Source organism: Acinetobacter sp. A3 (genome assembly GCF_012371415.1).
GTDB lineage: Bacteria > Pseudomonadota > Gammaproteobacteria > Pseudomonadales > Moraxellaceae > Acinetobacter.
The window spans coordinates 1-25,505 of the sequence record NZ_JAAZQW010000004.1 but is presented as its reverse complement, the minus strand read 5'-3'; the positions used below and the strand labels follow the sequence as shown (position 1 = coordinate 25,505).

Genomic DNA, 25,505 nt, shown 5'->3' with positions numbered 1-25,505 from the left:
TGTTTATTTGAGCTGAATATTGTGCAATTCGCCTTCAAAGTTTTGCAAAAGCTCTTGCACAGCAGGCTCTTGATGTAACAAGTTTTCTGCTCGTTGATACGCTCGTTGTTTACGTTGTTGCTGCAAAACATACGGCGTGGTGTCATCTACATTTTCATATTGCACTTTAAACAGCGTTTTACTCCATTGGCTTTTTAAAGCGCCTTCCAAGGTATGTTGCAATTGCGCTAAAAGCTGTTGGTATTGCTCTGGAATATGAAAAATTGATTCACCATCAATCTGCCCAGTCATCACCCCATGCTGCGCTAGCTCTTGTACAGCTGGAGAAAGATCACTGTGTCTAAACCAATATTCCCACTTGTCTAAAGTCCACTCACCCTCTAACACCTGCGGCTGTAAGCGCAGAATATCCTGTGGCATTAACTGCGCATCACCGTTCTGTGTAGAGGTTGTATTTTGTGGCTGTGCTGCGGTGATAGCAACATCTACAGAAATATCTTGCACAGAATCAAATAAAGAGGCTTCTCCCTCATTGGTGCTTGAAGCGTCATTTGTAGAATCTTGATCAGACGGCGTTAATTCTAAAGGCTCAGGGTCTGCTAATGTTTCAACGCTAGCTAATGGCGCAACCGCATCAAAACTTTCCAGTAAAAAGTCATCCTGATTTGATGTATTGGTTGCCGCTACCGTATTCTTTTCTGCTTCGCTTTCTAAACCAAATAACGGTTCTGCTGCATTTGGGTCAAATACAATCTGTTCGGTTTGAGCTGTGTTTTTATCGCTTAATACTTCAGGTGCTGACTGTTCCACAGTACTTTCAGGCAGCGCATGCTCATGATTCTGAACCACACCACTCTGTTCATCGCCCTCAGGTTCATCATCCAAGAAGTCATCAGAAGATGGTTCTGCTATGGCAGTCTGCGCTGTGTTTTGCTCAAGGTATTCATCATCACCATATTCAAATCCATCAATATCCTGCCCAACAGCATGATGAGTTTGAATATCAGATGCTGTAACTGCGTCCAATTCAGTCGCTTGATGCATCTCAACGGCTGAATTTTGCATTACAGGCTGAGGGGCTTGCTCACTTTGAGTAACAAACTGAGTAGATTCAGGTGCTGTTTGTGCCGTATTAGGTACAGCAGAAACCAACACTTCATTAACTTGCAAAGGACGAAATGCCAGCAAACGCAGCACACACATTTCAAAACCTTGCTCTTGGGTTACTGCGATTTGTAAATCGGCACGTCCTTTACAGGCAATCTGATAATAGAGCTGAATATCCTGTGCAGAAATCAGTCCTGCAAGCTGTTGTATTTTTTGATTGATCTCAGCACTGTATTTCAGGTTCAAATCTGGCAGATATTGCATGATTGCCAGTTCGTGCAGTGTCGAAATCAATTGATCCAGCACCAAAGACACATCTAAAGCTTGCTGTCTGAATTGCAATAACAACTGACTCACACGCTGCTGCTGGTTTTGATGAATCGCTAAAATCAAATCATAAATAATGGTACGGTCAATCAGCCCCAACATGTCTTTAACATCTTGATGATGAATTTCACCCTGACCATAGGCAATTGCTTGATCAGTCAAAGACATCGCATCACGCAATGAACCTTGAGCGGATTCAGCAATCTGCCAAATCGCATCTTGCTCGGCCACAATCTGTTCTTTGGCTAAAATATCTGTTAAATGTTGCGTGATTTCGTCAATTTGCAAAGGACGCAAAGTAAATTGCAGACAACGTGAAATCACCGTGATTGGGAGTTTTTGAGGGTCTGTGGTCGCAAACAGAAACTTTACATGCTCTGGTGGTTCTTCCAGAGTTTTGAGCAAAGCATTAAATGAATGCGTAGACAGCATGTGCACTTCGTCAATCAGGTAAACTTTGAAACGACCTTGCGTCGGAGCATACGGTACGTTATCTAATAACTCACGTGTATCTTCAACTTTGGTGCGAGATGCCGCATCAATTTCGATCAAGTCAATGAAACGACCTTCGTTGACTGCTGTACAGGTTGGACACACTTCACACGGGGTTGATGTCACGCCTGTTTCACAGTTCAGGCATTTGGCCAAAATACGCGCAATCGTGGTTTTACCTACGCCGCGCGTACCTGTAAAAAGATAAGCATGGTGTAAACGACCACGTTCTAAAGCACTGGTCAATGCCCGTGATACATGGTTTTGCCCCACCAACTCATTAAAATTACGAGGACGATATTTACGCGCAAGTACCTGATACATGAATGCTCCTTTTTACAGGTCTAAGCATACTGTTTTTTTGCACAAGAGTGAACGTACAATCACGCTTAAAACCAGCCTTTACGCCCTTGCAACTGCCGATCTGCACAGCGAATCGCTTCCTGACTCAACCCCCAAAGTCGATAATCACCAATTAAAGAACCTGCAGCAAAATTATGGGTATAAGCAAAGCTGAGCTGACGTTCAGGATCACACCACGCCCCTGAACCATTGAAGCCCATGTGTCCAAAACCATTTGATGCCTTACCCAAACTTAAAATACGGTGATAACCCAAGCGCCAGAGCATCGGGATAGGCATAACCCGATCACGCTGTCGGTATTGTACTTGGCTTAATTGTTGAAAGATCGCAGACTGAATGAATTGCTGCCCATCTAAAGAGCCACTCTGCGCCAACATGGCATAAATACGCGCCAAACTTTGTGCGCTAAAAACGCCATTGGCTGCAGGAATCACAGCCTGTAAACCCGCATCGCTAAAAAAGCTAAAATTTTTCATGCCCTTGGGAATCATACCATCCTGAAAGTCTTGCGGATCTTGCCCACTCCAAACAATGGCTTTATCTAAAATAGACACAGGACGTTTTACTGACTTAGATTTTAGGGATGGCGATGATGCCTTATTGGCTGGAGGTATTACGGACTTTGGTGGAGTGACAGACGTTTTAAATGGCCGTGCAACACGAGAAAGCCCAGATGTAGGCACACCAAAATAAGCACCATCCAAAGCTAAAGGTTCAACCAAATATTGCTGCATCAATGCAGCCAAAGATTGCCCTGTGGCTTTTTCTAAAACACCACCAACAAGCCAACCAAAAGTTAGAGGTTGATATGCCGCTTCAGTTGCCACTTCAAAACGTGGTTTAGCTTGAGCCAAAACATTCAGCATGTGTGACCAATCTGCCATTTCAGTTGCATCGGCAATGATATTGCGAATGTCGTACAAACCACTTTGATGACTCAGCACATGCCTTAGCGTCATACTGGCTTTGCCATTTTGAGCAAATTCAGGCCAATACAGACAAATGGGCGTATCGTAATCGAGTAAACCCTGACTGACTAAAATATGCGCCAGTGTTGCCAACACCCCTTTCCCTGTGGAATAACAGACCGATAACGTATCTGACTGCCAGTCTTCAGTCGCGGACTTCTTACCCGTCCATATATCGACAACTTTTTGACCCTGAAAATATACTGCAAGTGCCGCACCGCCTTGTTGAGTACGTGCATCTTGCAGGCGGCTAAATTGCTTGGCTAAATCTTCAAATTCAGGTGTAACCCATCCCGCATAATTTCTAGTTTGTGCAAATAGGTAATCTTTAATGTGTTGCATGTTCCCATCCATGGAATTGTTAGACACTGCGACCTAAATTTAACGCCGCAAAAAGAGAAAGCCTAAATTTACAACATTTAGGCTTTTATCTATTTATAGCGCGGTAACTGTTCCTGTTACATGCGGTTTTTGATTTTTACTGTTACGAATCAAAAAGTCGGTATTTTTAGCTTCCTTTGCAGTTAAAAACTCAACTTTTGAAGGCAAATACATTGGGAGTTTGAACCAAACATCGGCTTCATAGGCATCTGGCAAAGTTAAGCTTGATAAAGCTTTAGCTTTACTCCACATACCGTGAGCAATGGCTTGTTTAAATCCAAATGCTTTTGCGGTAATGGCATGAATATGAATCAGGTTAAAATCACCAGAGGTTAAGGCATAACGGCGTCCCGTATTTTCAGAAACTTCCCATTCAGCCTGAACAGCATAATTAGGAGCTTTACTTTCTGCTGCTTTGCTTGCTGCTTTAGTGGTGGTTTTTTGACGAGCTAAATACGTGGTAATGCCTTCAATAACCACGTCATTTCCTACTTTTACAGTAGTGATAAAATCAAACTGCACACCTTTGTCGTGCGGTTGAAGCTCACCAAATTTACATGACAAAGTCAGCTCTTCATTCACCCCAACTTTACGACTTTGCTTGACTTGATTGCGAATGTGCACCAAACCCAAAATTGCAAAAGGAAAAGCTTCTTGCGTCATCATGTGCATTTGCAGACTTTGCGACAAAACAGCCAAGTAAATTGCTGGAATATAGCCGTTGTTTTTAAAACCTGTTACTGCGTTATAGGCTTTTAAATGCTTTTGATCGACCTTAAATGAATCCACCACATATTCAACTTGCGGCAGCACTTTTTCGCCTTTGGGCTTTTTAAAAATTAAGCCCTGAATCACTTTAGGATAGGCTAAATACGGTTTTGGAAGTTGACTAAAATGGCGAGTATTCATACTGAACCTTTGAGAAGTTTTTCTAATTTCTTTAATGGAGTTCTCTCTCCCTCTGGGAGAGAGCTAGAGAGAGGGTGAATAATATATCCCCTTATCTCCCTCTCCTAAATCCTCTCCGCAAAGGAGAGGACTTTAATGTGTTAAGCCCCTAACAAACTTTGACCACAGACACGAACCACGTTGCCGTTGATACCTGTCGATGCAGTTGAAGCAAAGTAAGCAATGGTTTCTGCAACATCTACAGGTAAACCACCTTGACTCATTGAGTTCATACGGCGGCCTGCTTCACGAATAGCAAATGGAATTGCAGCAGTCATTTGCGTTTCAATAAAGCCAGGAGCAACTGCGTTGATGGTAATACCGTTGTTTAGAACTGGTGCTGTAAACTTCACGACACCTACCACACCTGCTTTTGACGCTGCATAGTTAGTCTGACCTAAGTTACCCGCAATACCTGAAATTGAAGATACGCAAACAATTCGACCATTGGCATTCAAACCTTCATTTTCTAACAAGTAATCATTAACACGCTCAATTGCAGACAAGTTAATGTTAATTACCAAATCCCAAAGCTCTGGTTTCATATTCGCCAAAGTTTTGTCACGGGTAATGCCGGCATTATGCACAATAATATCCAAACCACCCTGCGCAGCAGCAGCTGATTTAATTTGCTCACCTGCATCTGCAGCAGTAATGTCAATTGCTAAAGTTGAACCACCAATTTCAGCAGCAACACGGTCTAGGTCAGCTTGCTGTTGTGGAACGTCCAGGCAAATCACATGTGCACCATCACGAGCCAATACATGGGCAATCGCTTCACCAATACCACGACTTGCACCCGTTACCACAGCAGTTTTACCTGCCAATGGTTTTGCCCAGTCTACATCAACTGTTGCAGCATTCGACACACGAATAACCTGACCTGAAACATAAGCAGAACGTGGAGAAATAGCAAAACGTAAAGTTGATTCTAGGTTTTCACCTGCGCCTTGATCGACATAAATTAAGTTAGCGGCAATGCCTTTTTTGAACTCTTTGCCAACTGACTTCACAAATCCTTCCAATGCACGCTGAGCAATGGCTTTTTTGACGCTGCCCGCAGTTTCTGGTGTTGTTCCCACCACCACCACTCGGCCAGAAGCCTGAATTTGGCGTGCAATTGGGTTAAAGAAATCATACAGTGCTTTTAATTGTTCTGAATTTTCAATACCTGAAGCATCAAATACCACAACTTTAAATTTAGACTCTTTATCGCCTGAGTTAAACGCACCTAAATTTAAGCCTACTTTTGCTGCAGCCTGTTGCAATTCTGCGTTATTGCCCGCGTAACTGTTGGCATGTACATTTGCCAATACTTGTGCAATTGCTGCAGACAAGTCGCTTGCAGGTGCTGCGCCTAAAAGTACCGCACCTTTTACCACAGGTGTTGCAGACTCAAAACGCTCTAAAAAAGTTGGGGATGGAAGACCCAAATTTTTAATGACAAATTTACCAATAGGAGATTTAGCAAATGTTTGGTATTGATCAGTCATGGTTATTATCTCTCATAAATTCATTTTTTGATGGAATACACGTTATCTTTAAACATCAATATGATGCCAAATGCCCGCATTTCAATAGCGCCACCCGTTTCTGCTAAATCATACTTGAGTTAATAATCAGATGTCTTGACCTGAATGCATTCTGCAATGTCATTGTAGTCAATTCAGCTGTCATACTATTATGCTAATGTACGCATCAAGTAGACCTTTAACATGCTTGGAAAAGCCTTATGAGCAAGACAACTCAAGAAAATCCAGCAGTGGAAAATTCTGCAACGGAAAATGTGTCAAATACATCAACTGGTACTAAACGTACAAGCAAAAGTACTAACACTGCAAGCCGTTCCAACACGAGTACGACAAAAACTACACGTACCCGCACGACCAGCCGTGCTAAAACAACTGCTTCAACGCAAACAAAAGCACCTACTAATACTAAGACCTCTGTTCAACAGGATAAAATTATGAGCCAAAACACTGTTCGCCGCGTTGCTATTATCGGTGGTAACCGTATTCCTTTCGCACGTTCAAATGGTGCTTACTTTAGTGCATCTAATACAGATATGTTTACAGCAGCATTAAATGGTTTGGTTGAACGCTTCAATTTACAAGGTCAACGTTTAGGTGAAGTGGTTGCTGGTGCAGTACTCAAACACAGCCGCGACTTCAATATGACCCGTGAGTGCGTACTGAATACTGCCCTTGCACCTGAAACACCTGCTTACGATTTACAACAGGCGTGCGGTACTGGTTTGCAAGCTGCATTTTTAGTCGCCAATAAAATTGCTTTAGGTCAAATTGATGTTGGTATTGCAGGTGGTGTAGATACTACCTCTGATGCCCCAATTGCCTTTGGTGATGGTTTACGTAAAGCTTTGCTTGAACTCAACATTGCAAAAACAGGTAAAGACCGCTTAAAAGCATTAACTAAAATCAACGTTAAAGACCTGATGGATGCGCCACGTAATGGCGAACCGCGTACTGGTTTATCTATGGGTGACCACCAAGCAATTACTACGCTTGAATGGGGCATCTCTCGTGAAGCGCAAGATGAACTCGCAGCATCTTCACATCAAAAAATGGCGGCTGCTTATGATGAAGGTTTCTTTGATGATCTCATCACACCATTCTTAGGTTTAGAGCGTGACAATAACTTACGTGCAGATTCAACTGTAGAAAAACTAGCGAAGTTAAAACCTGCTTTTGGTAAAGGCGATGCGCGTACCATGACTGCGGGTAACTCTACTCCACTTACCGATGGTGCATCATGTGTATTACTTGCATCTGAAGAATGGGCAAAAGCCAACGGTCATGAAGTCTTAGCTTACTTGACATTCCAAGAAACCGCAGCAGTTGATTTTGTAGGTAAAAAAGAAGGCTTGTTGATGGCGCCTGCTTATGCCGTACCACGTATGCTTGAGCGTGCTGGCTTAACTTTACAAGACTTCGATTATTACGAAATTCACGAAGCGTTTGCATCTCAAGTATTGTCTACCTTAAAAGCATGGGAAGATCCAAACTTCTGTAAAGAACGTTTAGGTTTAGATGCACCTTTAGGTTCAATTGATCGCAGCAAACTGAATGTTAAAGGTTCATCTTTAGCGGCAGGTCACCCATTTGCAGCAACAGGTGGTCGTATTATTGCAACTGCAGCCAAACTTCTGAATCAAAAAGGTTCTGGTCGCGTATTGGTTTCAATTTGTGCCGCAGGCGGTCAAGGTGTAACAGCAATTATTGAAAAATAATTCTGTGTTAACCTGATTTAGATTCAAATAAAAGCCACTTGAGGAATTCAAGTGGCTTTTTCTATTGTATGGTACCTACTGCAGCGACACGAGTAGTCACTTCTAGTTTATGTGCGATATTGAGGTGCATAACCTAATTTAGCCTCAATATGGTCATAGCAATATTGGAAAATAAAGGTATAGACTAAAATGCTGAGCGTCATCACCAAGTCAACTAAAATCGCCTGCCCGATTGACATTTGTAAGGCATAGGCCACCATTGGAATGGTCGCGAGCATCAGTCCGCCTTCAAAACCTATGGCATGTAATACCCGTATTTTCAAGGTTCTACTGAGTTTGTGTTTAGCCTCAAACTTTTCAAAATAATGATTAAACAGCATATTCCAAAGCACCGAAGTCACTGCCATTGCAATACCTAAACCACCCGTAACTTGCATGGGCATTTCAAATACAAAACTAAGTGCCAAAGCAATAATAATTAATAAAACTACTTCATAGCTCAGCGCATGTAGCAATCTTCTTTTGGAAATTAACATGATCCCACTCAATGACGTTAAATACTGAGGAGTATTTTATGTTCATAGTTTTGAACGTTCGAGTTAGAATCTATCAATAATATTGAAAGATGAATCAAGTACCAATAATGAATATCAACCAAGATCAGCTGATTATTTTTATAACTGTCATGGAAATGGGCTCTTTTTCCGCAGCTGCACGTAAATTAAATAAAGTACCGTCTGCAGTCAGTATGTCGATAGCCAATTTAGAAATTGATTTAGACTTAAATCTGTTTGAGCGAGTTGGGCGTGAACCTATTCCCACTCCACAAGCCCAGATCTTGTATGAAAAAAGCAAACAACTGCTTATCGAAATGAAACAATGGAAGCAGCATGCTTTTGCCCTCAGCTCAGGACTCGAATCACATTTAAATATTGTGGTGGTGTCTGAATTACTACACACACGCTGGACAGATTATATTGTGCTGTTAGAACAGCAATTTCCAGAATTACAGATCAATATTTTCTCTGCCCCGCAAGAAGATGCACTACAGCTGCTCATGACCCAAGCAGCCGATTTAGCATTTATGTTTGAACGTGAACAATTACAAAGCAGTGAACAATTTGTTGAGTTAAAGCGCGAAGTTTTAGTACCTGTTGCGGCCAAACACACCGCATTGGCTGCTTTATCTCAGGTGAGTTTTGAGCAAATTGCACAGAGTCGGCAAATTGTGGTGGCCAGCCGTGATCAACAGATTAAACCTGAATTATTGTTCTCTAAACAGTATTGGCGTACCGACAATCATCACTCTGCCTGCAGCATGATTAAACAGGGTTTAGGCTGGGGTGTCCTGCCCTTAGAAATGCTAAATGAATATCCCGAATTGCAAACCGAATTGAAGATTTTGCAATTGCTCGACTTCACACCGAAATTTGAATATTTTATCGATTTAGTCTGGAGTCGGGAAAGCCAACTGGGTGCTGCTGCTCATTTTTTGATTAATCACGTCCGAAATCTGAGAAAAACTGGCAAATAATCTATAAACTCGGCCGCTTTTGACTTGGGTTAAAAGCTGTTTGTGATATAACTGAATGTATAAGCATTAACCTAAGAACTAGATCTCGCATGACCCAGACAGCCTTACACCAATTAAAAAACTTAACCACAATTGTTGCAGACAGTAGCGACTTAGCTGCGATTGAAAAGTTTCGTCCTTTGGATGCGACCACCAACCCATCTTTAATTACTGCTGCAGCCAATCAACCTGAAAATAAAGCCTTAATTGAAGCAGCATTTGAACAAGCTAAATCAGAAAACTATACAGGCGATGCACTGGTTGAACGCAGCATTGATATTTTAACGGTCAAATTTGGTGTTGAAATTTTAAAGCTCATTGAGGGGCGTGTTTCAACGGAAGTAGATGCATCTTTGTCTTATGACACAGAAGCGACCATCGCCAAAGCCAAAGCATTATTGGCGTTATATGATGCTTATGGTATTTCTTCAGACCGTATTCTGATTAAAATTGCTTCAACGTGGGAAGGAATCCAAGCCGCAAAAGTATTGGAAGCTGAAGGAATTCATACCAATCTAACCTTATTGTTTGGTTTGCATCAAGCACATGCCTGTGCAGATGCCAAAGTCACCCTGATTTCACCATTTGTAGGTCGTATTCTAGATTGGTATAAAAAAGCTGAAAATGTCATGTATTACCCAATTGAAAAAGATCCGGGCGTACTTTCAGTGAAGAAAATTTATCAATTCTACAAACAGCATCAAGTACAGACTGAAATTATGGGGGCAAGTTTCCGTAGTATTGATCAAGTGTTGGCTTTAGCAGGCTGTGACTTACTCACTGTTGCACCAAATTTATTGGCAGAACTTGAAGCTGATGAGCGTGAAGTACTCGCTGCATTATCTGCAGATGACATTCAAGTTCAGGCAGAACCACTTGCTGCCATTGAAAAAGAGCAATTTAAAGCACAGCTTGAAGCTGACTTAATGGCCTTTCAATTATTGCAAGGTGGGATTGATGGCTTTATTAAAGCGCGTGAGCAACTTGCCACCCTATTACGCCAGTCGTTTGGTTTAGATGTAGACATTAAAGCTTAATCTTTAAGCTAAACCACGTATCATCCATAATATTTAGTAAGCCGCTTAACCGATGTTGCTATAATCCAACATCGGTTTTTTATTGGGATGAGTTGGCAGTGTTTGGTATTACAGACCTCAGCACATTCATCATTGGCACGACATTAATTGTGCTTTTACCTGGCCCAAACTCTTTGTATGTGATGTCTGTGGCCTCACGTTTTGGCATCCGCACAGGTTATGCCGCTGCACTAGGTGTGTTCACTGGCGATCTGATTTTAATTTTATGCACGATTCTTGGGGCAGCATCTTTATTACATGCTTTTCCATGGCTATTCACCTTATTAAAAGTTGTTGGTGCGCTCTACTTAGGCTATTTAGGCATCAAACTACTGATTGCAGCCTATAAAACATGGTTTCCAATTTCTCAAATGAAACTTACATCATCTACAGCAGCATCTCCTACAACGACTACGAGCAGCCCTGAACAAACAGCACAGATACATCCTTATCGTACAGCTTTGATGATTAGCGTGATTAATCCTAAGGCCATTTTGTTTTATTTATCGTTTTTTGTGCAATTTGTTCATCCTCATTATGCTTACCCAATGCTCAGTTTTGCTATCTTGGCTATCGTCTTGCACATCATCAGTATGGGCTATTTATCACTAATAATTTTCTCTGGGGTAAAATTGGCCAGTTATTTTAATCAACGCTACAAAATTGCTGCATTTTGCGTGGCTGTGATTGGGCTACTGTTCTGCGGATTTGGCTTTAGACTGGCGACATCGACCCTATAAAATTTCAAAAACACTTTTGACTACTTGTTCAAATGTGTATCATCACGCTGTAATTGAAAATAACTCTAAGAACTCATGCAAAAACTTTTAAGTGACTTTTCTGTGCCTGCAGTATTTGCTGGCTTTATTACCTTCTTGGTAGGAATCAGTGTATCTGCTGTATTGGTGATTCAAGCCGCCCAAATTCTAGGTGCAAACTCAGCACAAATCAGTTCTTGGTTTTGGGCACTCGGTTTAGGTATTGGTTTAAGTGGGCTGATTTTATCGTGGAAATTTAAATATCCTGTCGCGACATCATGGTCTACTGCAGGATTAGCACTCATTATTGCCACAGGCAGCGGATATAGTCTACATGAAGCCATTGGTGCATTTTTACTGTGCGGGGTACTGACTGCAGTTTTAGGCTTCTTAGGTATTTTTGAAAAAGTACTCAATACCATTCCACAAAGTTTAACTAGCGCCATGCTGGCAGGTGTATTACTCAAGTTTGGTGTGGCGTTATTCACCAGTTTACAAGAGGCATGGGCCTTTATTCTGTGTTTATTGGTAGGCTATGTATTGGCTAAACGCTTTAGCCCACGTTATAGCATTGTTTTAACGGTGCTAATTGGGGTAGCTTTATGTCTTGTTTTTTTACAGTTCCAAATCCCTAATGTGCAATGGGGACTTGCCCAACCTGTTTGGATGCAACCTGAATTCAGCTTTTCAGCGATTTTTGGCTTAGCGTTGCCCTTATTTGTAATAAACATGGCATCATAATATTTGCCAGGGCTAGCCATGATTAAAAGTTATGGCTATACCCCGCATGTACGTCATTTAATTGGCTGGACAGGTACGGCACAAGCGCTGTTTGCACCTTTTGGCTGTTTTAGCGTCAATATTGCTGCAATTAGTGCCGCAATTAGTTTGGATGATCAATCACATCCCGATTCAAGAAAGCGCTATATTGCAGGAATCAGCTGTGGCTTGTGTTATATCCTGATGGGGATTTTTGCTGCCACATTAACCAGTTTGCTAATGTCATTCCCCGCTGTTTATATTACTGCTTTGGCTGGTATTGCCTTGTTGGGTACGATTGGACACAACATCGCCCTTGCCTTTCAAAATACCACGGAACGAGAAGCGGCATTACTGACCTTTTTATTTAGCGCCTCTGGGGTTCAGTTTTTTGGTATTGGTTCAGCATTTTTGGGGGCTGATTTTTGGCTTTGTGGTTTTAAGCATATTCAAATTTAAACATGCCAAAAACTAAATGACTGCTTTGATTATTGATTCATACCAAATACACCTATCAATCCTGATCTGTAGTACTTAGGATAAATTCCACCGTTTTCGCAAAGGTCTGCTGACTTTCTTTTTGGTGCATAAAAAATTGATATTCATGGATAAGCCATGATTTGCTCTCAGGATAAAACGCTGTGGTGACAGGAATCTTGAACTGTTGCAACGCACGTAGCATTGGCATAGATTGGGTTTCCGTTAAAAAATCTTTATTACCGCCACTAATGAAAACTGCAGGATAATCTGCAGTTAAATGCTGTATTGGTGAAATTTGCGCTAAAAACTCGCTGTCCTGCTTACGCTCTCCCGTATAGGCTTGCACTAAATTATATACACCCCACTCCACAATATTCATTTCATCGGGTGCTGTTTCAACAAAAGCTTTTAAATCGTAAATACCACAATGCAAAATCAACCCTTTGACCTGTTTTAGCTCTATAGAAGGTTTAAAGTCTGACTGTTGTGCAAACTGTGGATTACTCAGCAATGCTGCATAATGACTTGCCAAATTTGCACCAGCCGAATCACCCGCTAAATATAGTTGCTGAGGGTTAATGTGGTATTGCTGAGCATATTGAGTTAAGTGCTGTAAAGCCTGATCAATTTGTTGCAACTGAGTCGGATATGTTGCATCAGGTGCAAACTGATATTGCACGGCAACGACATTAAAACCCTGTTCTGCCAATAATTTAAAATAACCACGTGCATGTGCTTTTGAACCTGCAATCCATCCACCACCATGTATCCAAACAATGGTTGGACGCTTGACTAAATCTGAAAATTGACTGGACTGATATAAATCAAAAGTTAAATGACTTTGGGCTGCATAGACCAAATCACGCTGAACCAATATGTCTTTGGGCGCATAACGATCCATAATTTTTTGTTGCAAACCAGTGCTAAGATTAAATGCGCTGGCAATAATGCGACTATTTTGCTGAGTCGTCTGACAAGCAGTTAAAAGCAAAGCACACAAACACACCCACAAAAATCTCAAAGCACACCCCAAGTATTTATCAAAACAAGGTTTAGTAAACTCAGGCAATTTAAGCCAATTCAGCTCAAATTAAAAGTATAGAATTTGCAATGCATCCAAGCTATAAATTAATAAACCTTTTATTAATCTGCGCCATTTTTCCTCGCTAAAATCAGTATTTATTTAACTTTTATTTACAAGGTAATTAAATGAATTATCAATAATTTTTCAGATTTTAAATTGAACCTGTAACGACTATATGCTATCTATAAGTTAACGGCGAATAATCATAATTTCTGGAGTTACCCGCATGTCTTTTCAAAATATTTTAGTTCCTGTAGATGGTTCACAAATTTCTTTTTCTGCCGTAAAACATGCTGCTGAAATTGCAAAAGCATTTGACAGTAAACTCACGCTAATTAGCTTGGTTGCCGAAGACCCATTTAATGATTCAGATTTTTATTACAACTATTCCTCTGCAATCATGAAAGAATATTTTGTACAAGCGACTGCCAATGCACAAAAAGCACTACATGACGCAGATGCAATTGCACAAGAAATGGGGGTCACTGCTGAAACACATGTAGTTGAAGGTTTGGTTTCTGCAGAAGGTGTGATTAAAACCGCTCAGGCTACACAGGCAGATTTAATTGTGATGGGCTCACACGGTCGTAAAGGCTTCCAAAAATTATTATTGGGCAGCTTCGCAACAGATGTATTACGCCACACAGAATTACCTGTGCTTGTGATTAAAGCTTAAACCTTATAATTTCTGATCAAAACACATCAGAAAAAGATAACTTACAGATTTTCATAATTTTTAATTATAGATTTAACCAAGGATTTGCCATGACAACCTATAAACACATACTTGTACCTGTAGATGAATCACCAATGTCTTATGCTGCAGCTGAACAGGCAAGATCACTGGCTAAAGAATTAAATTGCCCTGTCACCATTATGAGTGTAATCGCTGTAGATCCATTTGTAGGGGTTGATTTCTATAAAGTAGCTCCTGCTATCACGGACTATTTCATTCAGGCAGAACAGAATGCACAAAATCGTCTTGCTGAAATTGAGCAATCGTTTAGTCGTGAAGGTATTCAGGTAGACACTAAAATTATTCGTGGTGTTGCAGCTTCTGAAGGTATTGTTCAAATTGCCAACGAAATTGGTGCAGACCTGATTATTATGGGTTCGCATGGCCGTACTGGCGTTAAAAAAATGATGTTAGGCAGCGTTGCACAGAATGTCCTCACTCAATCGCCAGTGCCTGTATTAATTGTTAAAGTTTAATAGATTGCTTGCTTTTATTTCTAAAAGCCAAAATCAAATAAAAAAATCCCGCTCAATCAATGAGCGGGATTTTTCTGGATACAAACTTTTAATATCTTTTCTAAACCACGGGGTTTGCGTGGGCAAATTTAGCAGATTTTTAGATTGAATTCAGTCTAAATCTTAATTCACACGATGTGGTAAGCGGAACATTTCGTGGATATCAGTATAAAAACTACGTCCATCTACATTCAGTTCAATTTCCTGCCCACATTCCAATAATACGTGCTTACCCACTTCCACCCATTTAAAGCCTTCACGGGTATTTTGCATTTTTTTAGAAGCGACCAAAGACACCACAATTTCACGACCATTCACTGCTTTCGCAAGCACTTTTTCCATTTTTTTCAATATTTACACCAATTCATTTACAGATAAAAGCTCACATTAAAAATGTGAGTATAATTTTTAGATACAACAAATCTCAGCGCATATTAATCGCTTGCATATTAGGGTTATAAAATGCAAAACATTGAGAGATTCCCACGAGAGAATAAATATGTTTTTATTGTATAGTTACATTATAACATAGATTTAAATACTTTTCACATTATCTATAAAGTTCAGCTAAACAAATACCACATTTATTAATTAAACCTAAATTTTAGGGTTGTGATACTATATAACAAACACAATGGATGGTGTTTGATCGCACAAGCCCACTTCGGTGGGTTTTCTTATAATTAACTATAAATAATAGATACTTACACCACTCAATACACATCTTTACACCTACTAAAATATAGCGTTTGATAAAATCCAAATGTACCCCCAAATAAAAAGAGCACTGATTTTAAATCAATGCCCTCTTTGACTTGTCACAAGCTCACTGATTAGCGCATAGTGACAAATTCTTCTGCAGCAGTCGGGTGAATAGCAACAGTATTATCAAAGTCTTGTTTGGTTGCACCCATTTTCACAGCTACGGCAAAACCTTGCAAAATTTCATCCATCCCATAGCCAATACCATGTACACCAACCACTTTTTGCTCTGCTCCAACACAGACCAATTTCATTTTAGATGCTTGACGGTGCTGAGTTACAGCCGTGTACATTGAGGTAAAAGAAGACTGATAAACTTTAACCTGATCTTGACCATATTCTGCAATGGCTTGGGCTTCGCTAAGACCTACCGTCCCAATAGGTGGATGGCTAAATACCACCGTTGCAACGTTGTTATAATCCAAATATTCATTTGGTTTTTGATTAAATAAGCGTTCTGACAGTTTACGTCCTGCAGCAACTGCAACAGGGGTTAGTTCAATTTTACCAATAATATCGCCTACAGCATAAATGCCTACCTGATTGGTATTTTGATACTGATCTACGCAAACATACCCTTTTTCATCTATTGCTACATTTGCTGCTTCAAGGTTAATTGCCTGTGTATTCGGTTTACGTCCAATCGCCCAAATCAGACAATCTACCTCATGTTGTGAGCCATCTTCCAAATGTAGCAATAAGGACTGATCGGGCTGTTGGGTGATTTTTTTCGGAATGGCCTGAGTATGTACCTGAATATGCTCATTACGCATACATTCAAGTAATGTTTCACTTAAAAAAGCATCCAAACTGCGCAGTGGTAATTGCTTACGAATGAATAAGCCAACTTCCGAGCCGAGTGCATTTAAAACACCTGCCAGCTCTACGGCAATATAACCAGAACCAATAATCGCGGTACGTTTAGGTAATTTTTCTAAAGCAAAGAAACCGTTAGAATCTATTCCTAATTCTGCACCTTCAATCTCTGGACGTGTGGGTTCAGTTCCTGTCGCAATCAGAATATGATCTGCTGTGTAGTGTTGTTGATTCACTTCTACAGTTTTTTCGTCAACAAATTTGGCAAACCCCTGAATCACATCGACATTATTTTTAGCTAAACCCGATTGATAAGAAGCGTGAATTCGCTGAATGTAGGCTTGTCGATTCTGAATGAGCGTATCCCAATTGTGGGATTTTAATTCAGCATTAAAGCCGTAATCTGGGCCATATTTTTGAATGGCATCGGCAATTTGGGCCGAATACCACATGACTTTTTTAGGTACACAGCCTACGTTTACACAGGTGCCACCTAAGTCTGCTGCTTCAATTAAAGCGCATTTTTTTCCATATTGTGCCGCACGATTCACTGAAGCAATACCGCCACTACCTGCCCCAATTACCAGATAGTCATAATGTTTAGCCATTTTATGCCTCATATTGTGTCATTAATTTGAATACTGATCTGTATTAATTCATTGCAGAAAAACAGTCGTTTTCATTCAAACTAACATACAAGTTTGTATTTCCCAAGTCAGATGAGTTGAGTAAATGTACAACACTCATAATTCCGCTTTTCATGTAAATTCCTTCTCTTACAAAACTGATTATTCACTTAAATTGCATGCATTTAAGGCTATAATATAGCTTTGCTTTTTGTATGATTGGGATAAGTGTGAAACCGCTGTTTTTTGTTTTAATTTGTACTTTTATGATTTCTGGTTGCTCCCAATCTCAACCAACACAACAAGAATTAAGCATGTTTGATGAGCTTGATGCCATCAACAGCAAAATGAATGACCTCTTATTTCGTGATTTGGATAATTACTCTGCCGAGGAGCATGAAAAGATTATTTATAAGGAATATACGCTACTTTATAAAAATTAATATGTGCCAATGGTGCTTAAAAACTCGATACAAGAATATCGACAAAATAATGAGAAAAAATTACTCTCAGAATTAAATGAAATTTACACCGAATACAAAAATGAATATCAAATTCGATGTGAGTAAGACTTATTTTAAAGCATCAAATAGTATCTGTTGAACAATGTTACCAATTTCACAATTCTTTGACTGAATCATGCAAATTAGACCAGAGCTTGACCCACGAATCATAGATTTTACTCAATGGTAAATTCAATGATACAATTCTAAAATAGTTGTTCTTCCGATAAATCAGCATCAAGAACAATCAGCTTCGGATGAATTTCCGACCTTTTTTCACTCTGCATGAAATGTTTCATTTTTTCTTTTTATTTCAACAACTACAAAATACGGGGGAATTATGCCTTCCAAAAAAACATCTTGGTTTGATAACGTCAATCCAAATGTATTTTTTAGTACCGTGATTATTATTGCTGTTTTTTTAGCTCTAGTTTTATTTATTCCAGATGCGTTCAACTTACTTACCAAACAATTAAACCAGTGGATTACCGCTTCTTTTAGCTGGTTCTATGTGCTTGCTGTTGCCATTTTTCTAATTGCACTCACCTGTATTGCCCTATCTAAAATGGGCCATATTAAATTAGGCCCAGACCATAGTGAACCCGAATACAAAAATAGCTCATGGTTTGCTATGTTGTTTACCGCAGGTATGGGGATTGGATTAATGTTTTTTGGTGTAGCTGAGCCTGTCATGCACTATGTTAGTCCACCCACTGGTACCCCTGAAACGATTCAATCTGCACAGCAATCTATGCGCATCACCTTTTTCCACTGGGGTTTACATGCATGGGCTATTTACGCTTTAGTTGGTTTAAGTCTTGCTTATTTTTCTTTTAGACATCACTTACCTTTAAAAGTACGCTCAGGTTTATATCCAATTATTGGTAAGCGAATTTATGGCCCAATTGGCGATGGGATTGATACTTTTGCAACCATAGGAACAATCTTTGGTATTGCAACCACTTTAGGCTTTGGTGTTACTCAAATTAGCTCAGGACTCAACTATTTATTTGGGCTAGAAAATAGCATTCAAACCCAAATTATTTTAATTGTTTTAGTTAGTGCACTTGCATCATTTTCAGTTTTTCTTGGACTGGATAAAGGCATTAAACGACTATCAGAACTGAATATTATTTTGGCGGTAATCCTACTTACATTTGTATTTTTCGCTAGTTCTAGCATCTATGTTTTGCAAACCACCATCCAAAATATTGGCCAATACGTTTCTAATTTATTTGCAATGACCTTTAATCTTTATGCCTATCAACCAACAGGTTGGATTGGCGGTTGGACTATCATGTATTGGGCGTGGTGGATTTCTTGGTCGCCTTTTGTAGGAATGTTTATTGCCCGTGTTTCTCGTGGACGTACCATCCGTGAATTTATTGTTGGGGTATTACTTATTCCAACTGGGTTCACATTGGTTTGGATGGGCTTTATGGGAAATGCTGCGCTATTCAGTATTCTATTTGAAAACCAAGGTAGTTTGGTGGCTGCGGTAGAAAAAGACTCCTCTGTGGCTTTATTTGAGTTTTTAAAGCACTTACCACTCTCAGGTATTTCAAGCTTACTCGCAACAATTTTAGTTTTTCTATTCTTTGTGACTTCTGCTGATTCTGGGTCTTTAATCACTGATTATTTAACAGCAAAAACTGAACATTCCCCTGCATGGCAACGGCTATTTTGGACTGCAACCATTGCTGTACTTTCTATTATTTTATTGATCGCTGGCGGTTTGGAAGCATTACAATCTGCGGTGATTATGAGTGCCCTACCATTCACGTTTATTATGCTGTTGTTATGCTTTGGGCTTATTAAAGCTTTACGTTTAGATGTGACCAAAGTTCAAGCATTACAAAGTGCTCGAATTACGCCTCGCGCCATACATAATCCAAGAAGCTGGCAACAGCGTTTAAGTTTAATTATGCATTATCCGCATAGCGAATCTGAGGTTAAAGCATATATTGAACACAATGTGCGCCAAGCATTTCAAAATTTACAACGGGAATTTCAGCGCCGTCAGCTAGATGTATCTATTGTAGAGGTCGATCATGGCTTATTACTCAAGGTCAATCATCACGATGAAATTAATTTTATTTATCAGGTGGTTGCCAATACCACTCGTGCACCAAGTTTCATGCTGCAGGATCAACATGAAGAAAATCAACAATTCTATATTGCTGAAGTGTTCTTACGTGAAGGTGGTAAAAACTACAATGTGATGGAGTGGACGCAAGAAGACTTACTTCAAGATATTCTGGAACAATATGAACGACATTTATATTTCTTAAACGTAGTGCGCAACTAAACAGTGATTCTTTTTCATTGTTTGATCATTCAAAATAAGAAAAGCCCGCTCTTGCAGCAACGCTGTTTACTTAAGCATTTGAAGCGTGGCGGAGTTTGTTAGAGAATCCGATGTCAGGTTTGGCATCGGATTTTTTATGGTGTTTCAGCAGGATCTTCTCGACCTCAACGGTCTGTTTAACTTCTCGGATCTGAATACATTTACTCACAACATCCCCCTTGAGTGGGTTGAGTCTGCAGTTAAATTAAGCAGTTCGGCTACTATCCTCAGGCGACGCTTGCCCGCAGATCAGGTGCTCTGGCTGGTTCTCGGAATGGCGATTTTTCGTGATGAGCCTGTCTATGAAGTGGCAAGAAGACTAAATATTTGGCTAGACTCTATCAAGAACGCTGGGAAATCGAATTAGGTTTTCGAGATATCAAAAGCTCGATGCAGCATAATGCCATCACGCTTCGCAGCAAGACAGTACAGCTGGTTTATCAAGAGTTGTGGGGTCTGTTGCTGACCTACAATATTATCCGGCGAGAAGCGGCATGTGCAGCGGTGGCCTTTGGACGTTCACCTTCGGATATCCGTTTCAAGCCTGTATGCCAGTACATAGCCGTTCAGCTGATTGTGATGGCGAATGCCAACCCATTATGCGGCTATCGGAGCTGAGATCAGGGATAGGTAGCCTGTTTCTGGAAAGGCGTTCGAGGCCAACAACACCCCGAACGGTTAAGATGTCAAAAACCCATTATCCAGTAGATCGAAATGCTGCCCCTCTTAAGTGAACAGCATTGCGCTCTTGCAGGCTTTTCTTATACAACTTAAATGAATTGTGCTTTTATAGACTGATGCTTGTACATCAATCCAAGCTACTCAAATATAATATCAATTAAACATCCAACATCGAATTTAAGGTCTCAACCACATTCTTGGATTTTACCACTGACTGCAACCCAACCAATGCAGCTCGTACTTGACTACGCTGTGGCTCTGCCAAGGTGTACCAACGCGACAACACTTGTAATAAACGTGCACCGACAATTGGGTTTTTCTCGTCTAAATACTTGGCTAAGTCAATAAAATGCTGAACACCGAAACTCCATGTATTCACAGGGTTGCTATTTAAACCACCACTGACTGAACGAATACGGTTAGGTGTACCCAAATCATAATCAGGATGCGCAGTTAAAACTTGAATGCTTTCAGCTGTCGCTTTTGGATGTGAAGCTTGCACCATAAACCATTGATCAAGTGCTAAAGCTTCATCTTTAAAACGTGTATAAAAATCTTCCAAAGCTGCTTTGGCTTGCGGTGCATCATTCCATACCAAGACACGCAATGCCCCTAAACGCTCAGACATATTTCGAGTTGTTTGATATTGCTGCTGTGCCAGCTCAAATGCTTCGGCATCGCCCTGACGCGCAATTAATGCCAACATGATATTTTTTAACGCACGTACACCCATCGCCTGAGAGAACTCTGGCTGCATATCAGGGTCTAACGCCAAATAGCTTTCTTTGCAGAATGTTCCCAATTCACGCGCTAAGGTATCTAACAGTGCATTACGTTGTTCCTGAATTTTTTCAGGCTGATAGTCCTGATCAATACGGCTGCCTAAGTAACCTTCTGATGGTACATCAAAAAGCCGTGAAGCTAACAACGGATCTTTTTCAATCAATGCAGGCATCGTATTTTTCATAGCTTGCAAATAAGTATCTGCCGCATAGCCATTTAACAAAATACGTTCCAACAGTGTCTGTGCCGCTTGCCACTGGTTAAAACCATTGGTTTCATATTGCATCAGGAATGCCAATTCTTCATTGGAATAATTAAATTCCAAATTCACAGGTGCTGAGAAGTTTCGTAGCAAAGAGACAATCGGTTTTGCTGTTACGCCGCTAAACTCAATATTTGCTTGCATCTGATCAAATAAATACACGCCATCTTGTACATCATTTTCAACCAAAGCATCTGAGTGCAAAGTATATCGCTCACCAGTTTCAGCATTAAATAAGGCTAACGCTACAGGAATAGGCAATGCTTTTAAGTTTGGATATTTAGCATTGCTTTTAAGACTTTGTTTCAGGTTTAAACGATAGACTTGTTTGGTTGCATCATATTCGCCTTGAACTTCTAACTTTGGTGTGCCCGGCTGATTGTACCAAGTCAAGAAATTGGATAAATCCACACCTGAACCTGCACTTAGAGCATTTACCCAATCTTCAACCGTGACCGCCTGTCCATCGTGACGACGGAAATATTCATCACTACCTTTACGGAATTTTTCTTTGCCTAACAAAGTAGACATCATGCGATTAATTTCCGCGCCTTTTTCATACACGGTTGCCGTATAGAAGTTATTAATTTCCACAAAATGGTCTGGACGTGGTGGATGTGAAAGTGGGCTAGAATCTTCAGGGAATTGATGCGCTTTTAGTACTGCTACATCATCAATACGCTGTACTGCCGCAGACTGTAAATCTTCAGAGAAAGATTGATCACGGAAAACGGTTAAACCTTCTTTCAAACATAGTTGGAACCAGTCACGACAAGTAATACGGTTCCCTGTCCAGTTATGAAAATATTCATGTGCAATGACAGACTGCACACGCATAATTGCGGCATCTGTGGTGTATTCTTCATCTGCCAACACACATGAGGTATTGAAAATATTCAGACCTTTATTTTCCATTGCGCCCATATTAAAAGCACTGGTCGCCACGATCATATAATTGTCTAAATCATACGGTAGGCCATAATGCTCTTCATCCCAACGCATCGAATGTTTTAACGCTTGCATGGCAATTTTGCATTTTGGAATGTCTTTTTCTTCTGCATAAATTTCCAATGCAACATTACGGCCTTCTGAGGTCACATAATGGTCTTTCAATACAGCTAAGTCACCAATCACGCAGGCAAACAAATAACTCGGTTTTTTGGTAGGATCTTGCCATACCGCATAATGGCGTCCCTCGCCCGCTTCACCTGTTTCGAGCAAGTTACCATTGGCCAGTAATACAGGAAATTTTTTGTCAGCTTCGACACGTGTAGTAAATACCGACAACACATCTGGACGGTCAGGGTAAAAGGTAATTTTACGAAAACCTTCTGGCTCATTTTGGGTCACAAATAAATCTGAGCTCGCCTGATACAAACCTTCAAGTTGCGTATTACTTTCAGGGTGAATAATAACCACTGTTTCCAAAGTGAGCTGATCCGGTGCATGACTAATGGTTAATTGCTCACTATCTAACTCATAGTCACTATCAGTAAGTAACTTTCCATTTATACGAATTGATTGTAATTCAAGATCACGACCAAGTAAGACTAAATCACCCGCTGTTTGGCGTTGCATCACTAATTTAGCACTCACTTGAGTGTGTGCATCATAGACCTGAATATCTAATTCAACTGAATCGACCAAGAATGAAGGCTTTTGATAATCTTTTAAATAAATGGTCTGGTTGGCTTCCACGACTGGATTTGCTGCAATATTCATTCTGTCCTCATTCTTTGTCGCAATGCGCTTGTTTTTGTGAAGTTTGTTCGATCATACGACAACTTTCAGCATCTGTCTGTGCATAATCGCTCTAAATCATATCTGCTTATATGGGCACACACGCTGAACTTTTCAATCTTGAATGGATTAATGCTGAGCAATCAATAAAGGATCATGCAGTCACTTAAACTGAATAGCTCAGAATGATACAAACGGCATATTTGTTTACAGTGGCTTAAGAGCTTATAGAAAGAAAAAAACATACATTTTTTGCATATCACTACATTTTGTGCACAGTTCTTGCTTTGATAAATATCAAACTTGGCAGCATACTTATTTCTTACTTTATGCTTGAGTTCAAGTTTGAACACAGATCAACATGACCTGTAAATCAAACAAACCACAATGCAGAGGTGTATCATGTATTTGAAAGAACAATTGATTCGTGTAGAAAACATCAAAACCATTCACGCACTTGCACAGGCAGATATTGATCCTAAAGTTATTGCCCTTTTTATGTGCAGTGAAGGTATTGACATGCGAGCCCATGAAGTCACAGCCATTACAAATACCTACGATGCTTTGGGTACACGTAAAATTCCATCTAAAAAAGTCAAAGCGCTGATTGCAGCCAAAGCCTTAGGCGAGCAAGATGAAAGCCTACCTTGCCCTGTTTAAATTTCTTAGCTTTGCCTAATCACCTACTCACCTTTCTCCTCTATAAAAAATACGGCTAAAAAGCCGTAATTTTTATGCATTAGAAAGGCAAAGACAAGCAGCAACTTTCGTGTAGCAAGCGATGTATAATGAAGTATATTCTATACAATGAGTGTACACATCATAATGCTACAAATTCTTCAAAAACAATTAGATGAAAGCACACTATGCCCTTTGTGTCAGGCATCTATGTATTGGATTGAAGCAGAACAGTATGATCAGGAACTACATTTCCATGAATGTAGCCATTGTGAACACCGCATTTATCAAAATAGCCAGCAAAACTGCCATTGCCCGAGTTGTACCCAACAGCGCAAAAAAATCATGGCAGAAACCCGCTTACAGGAACAGCAAAAGTTTAAAAAGCAGGATGTGCCTGAGCGTGAATTAAACCAATTACGTTTTATTGATAAATTATTTTTACTCAGTATTTTAGATCAGCATGCACAAGAACATATACCGCATGAAGAATTTATAGATTGGGAAAAAATTAAGTATTTGAATATTACACCTAACTATTTTTTTCAGCACGGCATGATCAAACACTTGCTGAAAGAACAAATTCTGATTGCTAAAGATTTTGCCGAAAATGCACAACAATATTACATTAATGTCCGATTAGATGGATATTCAGAACCCAGTTTGTTCAGTATCGCCCAGCAACTCCGCAACTGGTTTTATGAAAACCTAAGCATGGGCACACCGTTTAAAACGGCAGATGAAGTTAAAGATGCGCTGTACTTATTATTGTATCAAGAAATTGTGCAGTTCATGCAGTTTTATTGTCGGACTTGGGGCATACAAATTGCGGGAAACCATAGTTTTCAAACTTTTTGCTACCGCTTACTAGACGTTCTTGCGGTTGGACAAATTTATTACTTAATCCAAACTGCACTGGAATATTTGTACCAACAAAAAGCACTTAAACCGCGCAACGAAAACTTTATTAATACCAACTTGCTAAAAAAAACCTTACAGCAGTATCGTGAACGTGCAGTAAATGAAAAATGGGAAACCTCGACACTGCCACGTCCACCTAATTTACCGTTCAGTTATATGAGCGAAATTTTGTTCTTCCGATTTTTAGGATATGACGAGCGAATTTTCTTCCAACCCGTTTGGCGTTCATGGAAAAAAATTGAAGCGCGACTTAAATTTTATTCACTCAAACGCTGCATGCATTGTGGTTCTGATGAACTGACAGTCGATTATGACGCAGAAAATTACGTGTCATTATTTTGTCGTAACTGTAAACACCAAGACCATTACTTTACGCAATAAGTTGCAGCTATAAACGAGAAAGAAATGTCATCATGTGATGTCAGATTACTGCATGGCATTGAATGTTGTGTTTGTTTATAGATGCTGTTCCTTAAAATGTAGTCAAACATAGTAAAGGACTAATTCGCACTCTGTTAATGTCTTGTTGCCAAGCGTGTAACTAGAGCCTGAGTCGGTCAGTTCCGACTTGT

19 protein-coding genes and 2 pseudogenes are annotated in these 25,505 nt (G+C 40.0%); 12 read left to right on the top strand and 9 right to left on the bottom strand.

What is annotated here, in order from left to right:
* Positions 1-3 precede the first annotated feature (3 nt).
* The 4 genes from dnaX to HHA42_RS02590 form a co-directional block, all read right to left on the bottom strand.
* Complete coding sequence (gene dnaX, locus HHA42_RS02605; RefSeq protein WP_168525366.1) at positions 4-2,250, bottom strand: DNA polymerase III subunit gamma/tau; 2,247 nt, start codon at positions 2,248-2,250, stop codon at positions 4-6.
* Positions 2,251-2,315: 65 nt separating this feature from the next.
* Entirely contained in the window at positions 2,316-3,599 is a 1,284-nt protein-coding gene (locus tag HHA42_RS02600) for a serine hydrolase domain-containing protein (RefSeq protein ID WP_168525364.1), read from the bottom strand.
* 93 nt (positions 3,600-3,692) lie between these two features.
* Positions 3,693-4,547, bottom strand: coding sequence for a MaoC/PaaZ C-terminal domain-containing protein (locus tag HHA42_RS02595; RefSeq protein WP_168417426.1), 855 nt, complete (start codon positions 4,545-4,547; stop codon positions 3,693-3,695).
* 140 nt (positions 4,548-4,687) lie between these two features.
* Positions 4,688-6,079, bottom strand: a complete 1,392-nt coding sequence (locus tag HHA42_RS02590) for a 3-oxoacyl-ACP reductase (RefSeq protein ID WP_168417427.1) — start codon at positions 6,077-6,079, stop codon at positions 4,688-4,690.
* Positions 6,080-6,318: 239 nt separating this feature from the next.
* Here HHA42_RS02590 and HHA42_RS02585 point away from each other — a divergent pair, with 239 nt between their 5' ends.
* Positions 6,319-7,833 (top strand): acetyl-CoA C-acetyltransferase, encoded by a 1,515-nt coding sequence (locus HHA42_RS02585; protein ID WP_168525362.1) that lies wholly within the window; start codon positions 6,319-6,321, stop codon positions 7,831-7,833.
* Positions 7,834-7,940: 107 nt separating this feature from the next.
* Here HHA42_RS02585 and aceI read toward each other — a convergent pair whose 3' ends face one another.
* Positions 7,941-8,369: a chlorhexidine efflux PACE transporter AceI gene (gene aceI / locus HHA42_RS02580; RefSeq protein WP_168525360.1), complete on the bottom strand. Its 429-nt coding sequence runs from the start codon at positions 8,367-8,369 to the stop codon at positions 7,941-7,943.
* 107 nt (positions 8,370-8,476) lie between these two features.
* Between aceI and HHA42_RS02575 the strand changes: the two genes are divergently transcribed.
* The 4 genes and pseudogenes from HHA42_RS02575 (at position 8,477) to HHA42_RS02560 (ending at position 12,474) form a co-directional block, all read left to right on the top strand.
* Positions 8,477-9,367, top strand: coding sequence for a LysR family transcriptional regulator (locus HHA42_RS02575; protein ID WP_168525358.1), 891 nt, complete (start codon positions 8,477-8,479; stop codon positions 9,365-9,367).
* 89 nt (positions 9,368-9,456) lie between these two features.
* Positions 9,457-10,443 carry a transaldolase gene (gene tal, locus HHA42_RS02570; RefSeq protein WP_168417431.1) on the top strand — a complete coding sequence of 329 codons (987 nt, stop codon included), beginning with the start codon at positions 9,457-9,459 and terminating at the stop codon, positions 10,441-10,443.
* Positions 10,444-10,541: 98 nt separating this feature from the next.
* Positions 10,542-11,222 (top strand): leucine efflux protein LeuE, encoded by a 681-nt coding sequence (leuE, locus tag HHA42_RS02565; protein WP_168525356.1) that lies wholly within the window; start codon positions 10,542-10,544, stop codon positions 11,220-11,222.
* 75 nt (positions 11,223-11,297) lie between these two features.
* Positions 11,298-12,474: pseudogene (locus HHA42_RS02560) on the top strand (benzoate/H(+) symporter BenE family transporter).
* A 39-nt stretch (positions 12,475-12,513) separates the two neighbouring features.
* Here the strand turns inward: HHA42_RS02560 and HHA42_RS02555 are convergent.
* Positions 12,514-13,500 carry an alpha/beta hydrolase gene (locus HHA42_RS02555; RefSeq protein ID WP_168525354.1) on the bottom strand — a complete coding sequence of 329 codons (987 nt, stop codon included), beginning with the start codon at positions 13,498-13,500 and terminating at the stop codon, positions 12,514-12,516.
* Between the two features lie 289 nt (positions 13,501-13,789).
* Between HHA42_RS02555 and HHA42_RS02550 the strand changes: the two genes are divergently transcribed.
* A complete protein-coding gene (locus HHA42_RS02550; protein WP_168525352.1) occupies positions 13,790-14,239 on the top strand; it encodes a universal stress protein in 450 nt (149 codons plus the stop codon).
* Positions 14,240-14,328: 89 nt separating this feature from the next.
* Positions 14,329-14,775 (top strand): universal stress protein, encoded by a 447-nt coding sequence (locus HHA42_RS02545; protein WP_168417435.1) that lies wholly within the window; start codon positions 14,329-14,331, stop codon positions 14,773-14,775.
* Between the two features lie 162 nt (positions 14,776-14,937).
* On the opposite strand, the gene HHA42_RS02540 is transcribed toward HHA42_RS02545, so the two are convergent.
* Together HHA42_RS02540 and gorA are read right to left on the bottom strand one after the other, a co-directional pair.
* Positions 14,938-15,165: a hypothetical protein gene (locus HHA42_RS02540; protein ID WP_168417436.1), complete on the bottom strand. Its 228-nt coding sequence runs from the start codon at positions 15,163-15,165 to the stop codon at positions 14,938-14,940.
* A 482-nt stretch (positions 15,166-15,647) separates the two neighbouring features.
* Positions 15,648-17,000: a glutathione-disulfide reductase gene (gene gorA / locus HHA42_RS02535; RefSeq protein ID WP_168417437.1), complete on the bottom strand. Its 1,353-nt coding sequence runs from the start codon at positions 16,998-17,000 to the stop codon at positions 15,648-15,650.
* Between the two features lie 248 nt (positions 17,001-17,248).
* Between gorA and HHA42_RS02530 the strand changes: the two genes are divergently transcribed.
* The 3 genes and pseudogenes from HHA42_RS02530 (at position 17,249) to HHA42_RS02520 (ending at position 20,602) form a co-directional block, all read left to right on the top strand.
* Complete coding sequence (locus HHA42_RS02530) at positions 17,249-17,461, top strand: hypothetical protein (RefSeq protein ID WP_168417438.1); 213 nt, start codon at positions 17,249-17,251, stop codon at positions 17,459-17,461.
* Positions 17,462-17,861: 400 nt separating this feature from the next.
* Complete coding sequence (gene betT / locus HHA42_RS02525) at positions 17,862-19,829, top strand: choline BCCT transporter BetT (RefSeq protein WP_168525350.1); 1,968 nt, start codon at positions 17,862-17,864, stop codon at positions 19,827-19,829.
* 136 nt (positions 19,830-19,965) lie between these two features.
* Positions 19,966-20,602: pseudogene (locus tag HHA42_RS02520) on the top strand (transposase domain-containing protein).
* 104 nt (positions 20,603-20,706) lie between these two features.
* Here the strand turns inward: HHA42_RS02520 and pepN are convergent.
* Positions 20,707-23,316 carry an aminopeptidase N gene (gene pepN, locus HHA42_RS02515; protein ID WP_168525348.1) on the bottom strand — a complete coding sequence of 870 codons (2,610 nt, stop codon included), beginning with the start codon at positions 23,314-23,316 and terminating at the stop codon, positions 20,707-20,709.
* Between the two features lie 420 nt (positions 23,317-23,736).
* Between pepN and HHA42_RS02510 the strand changes: the two genes are divergently transcribed.
* Positions 23,737-23,994: a hypothetical protein gene (locus HHA42_RS02510; protein WP_168525346.1), complete on the top strand. Its 258-nt coding sequence runs from the start codon at positions 23,737-23,739 to the stop codon at positions 23,992-23,994.
* A 162-nt stretch (positions 23,995-24,156) separates the two neighbouring features.
* Positions 24,157-25,314 carry a hypothetical protein gene (locus tag HHA42_RS02505; protein WP_171525559.1) on the top strand — a complete coding sequence of 386 codons (1,158 nt, stop codon included), beginning with the start codon at positions 24,157-24,159 and terminating at the stop codon, positions 25,312-25,314.
* Positions 25,315-25,505: the final 191 nt, after the last annotated feature.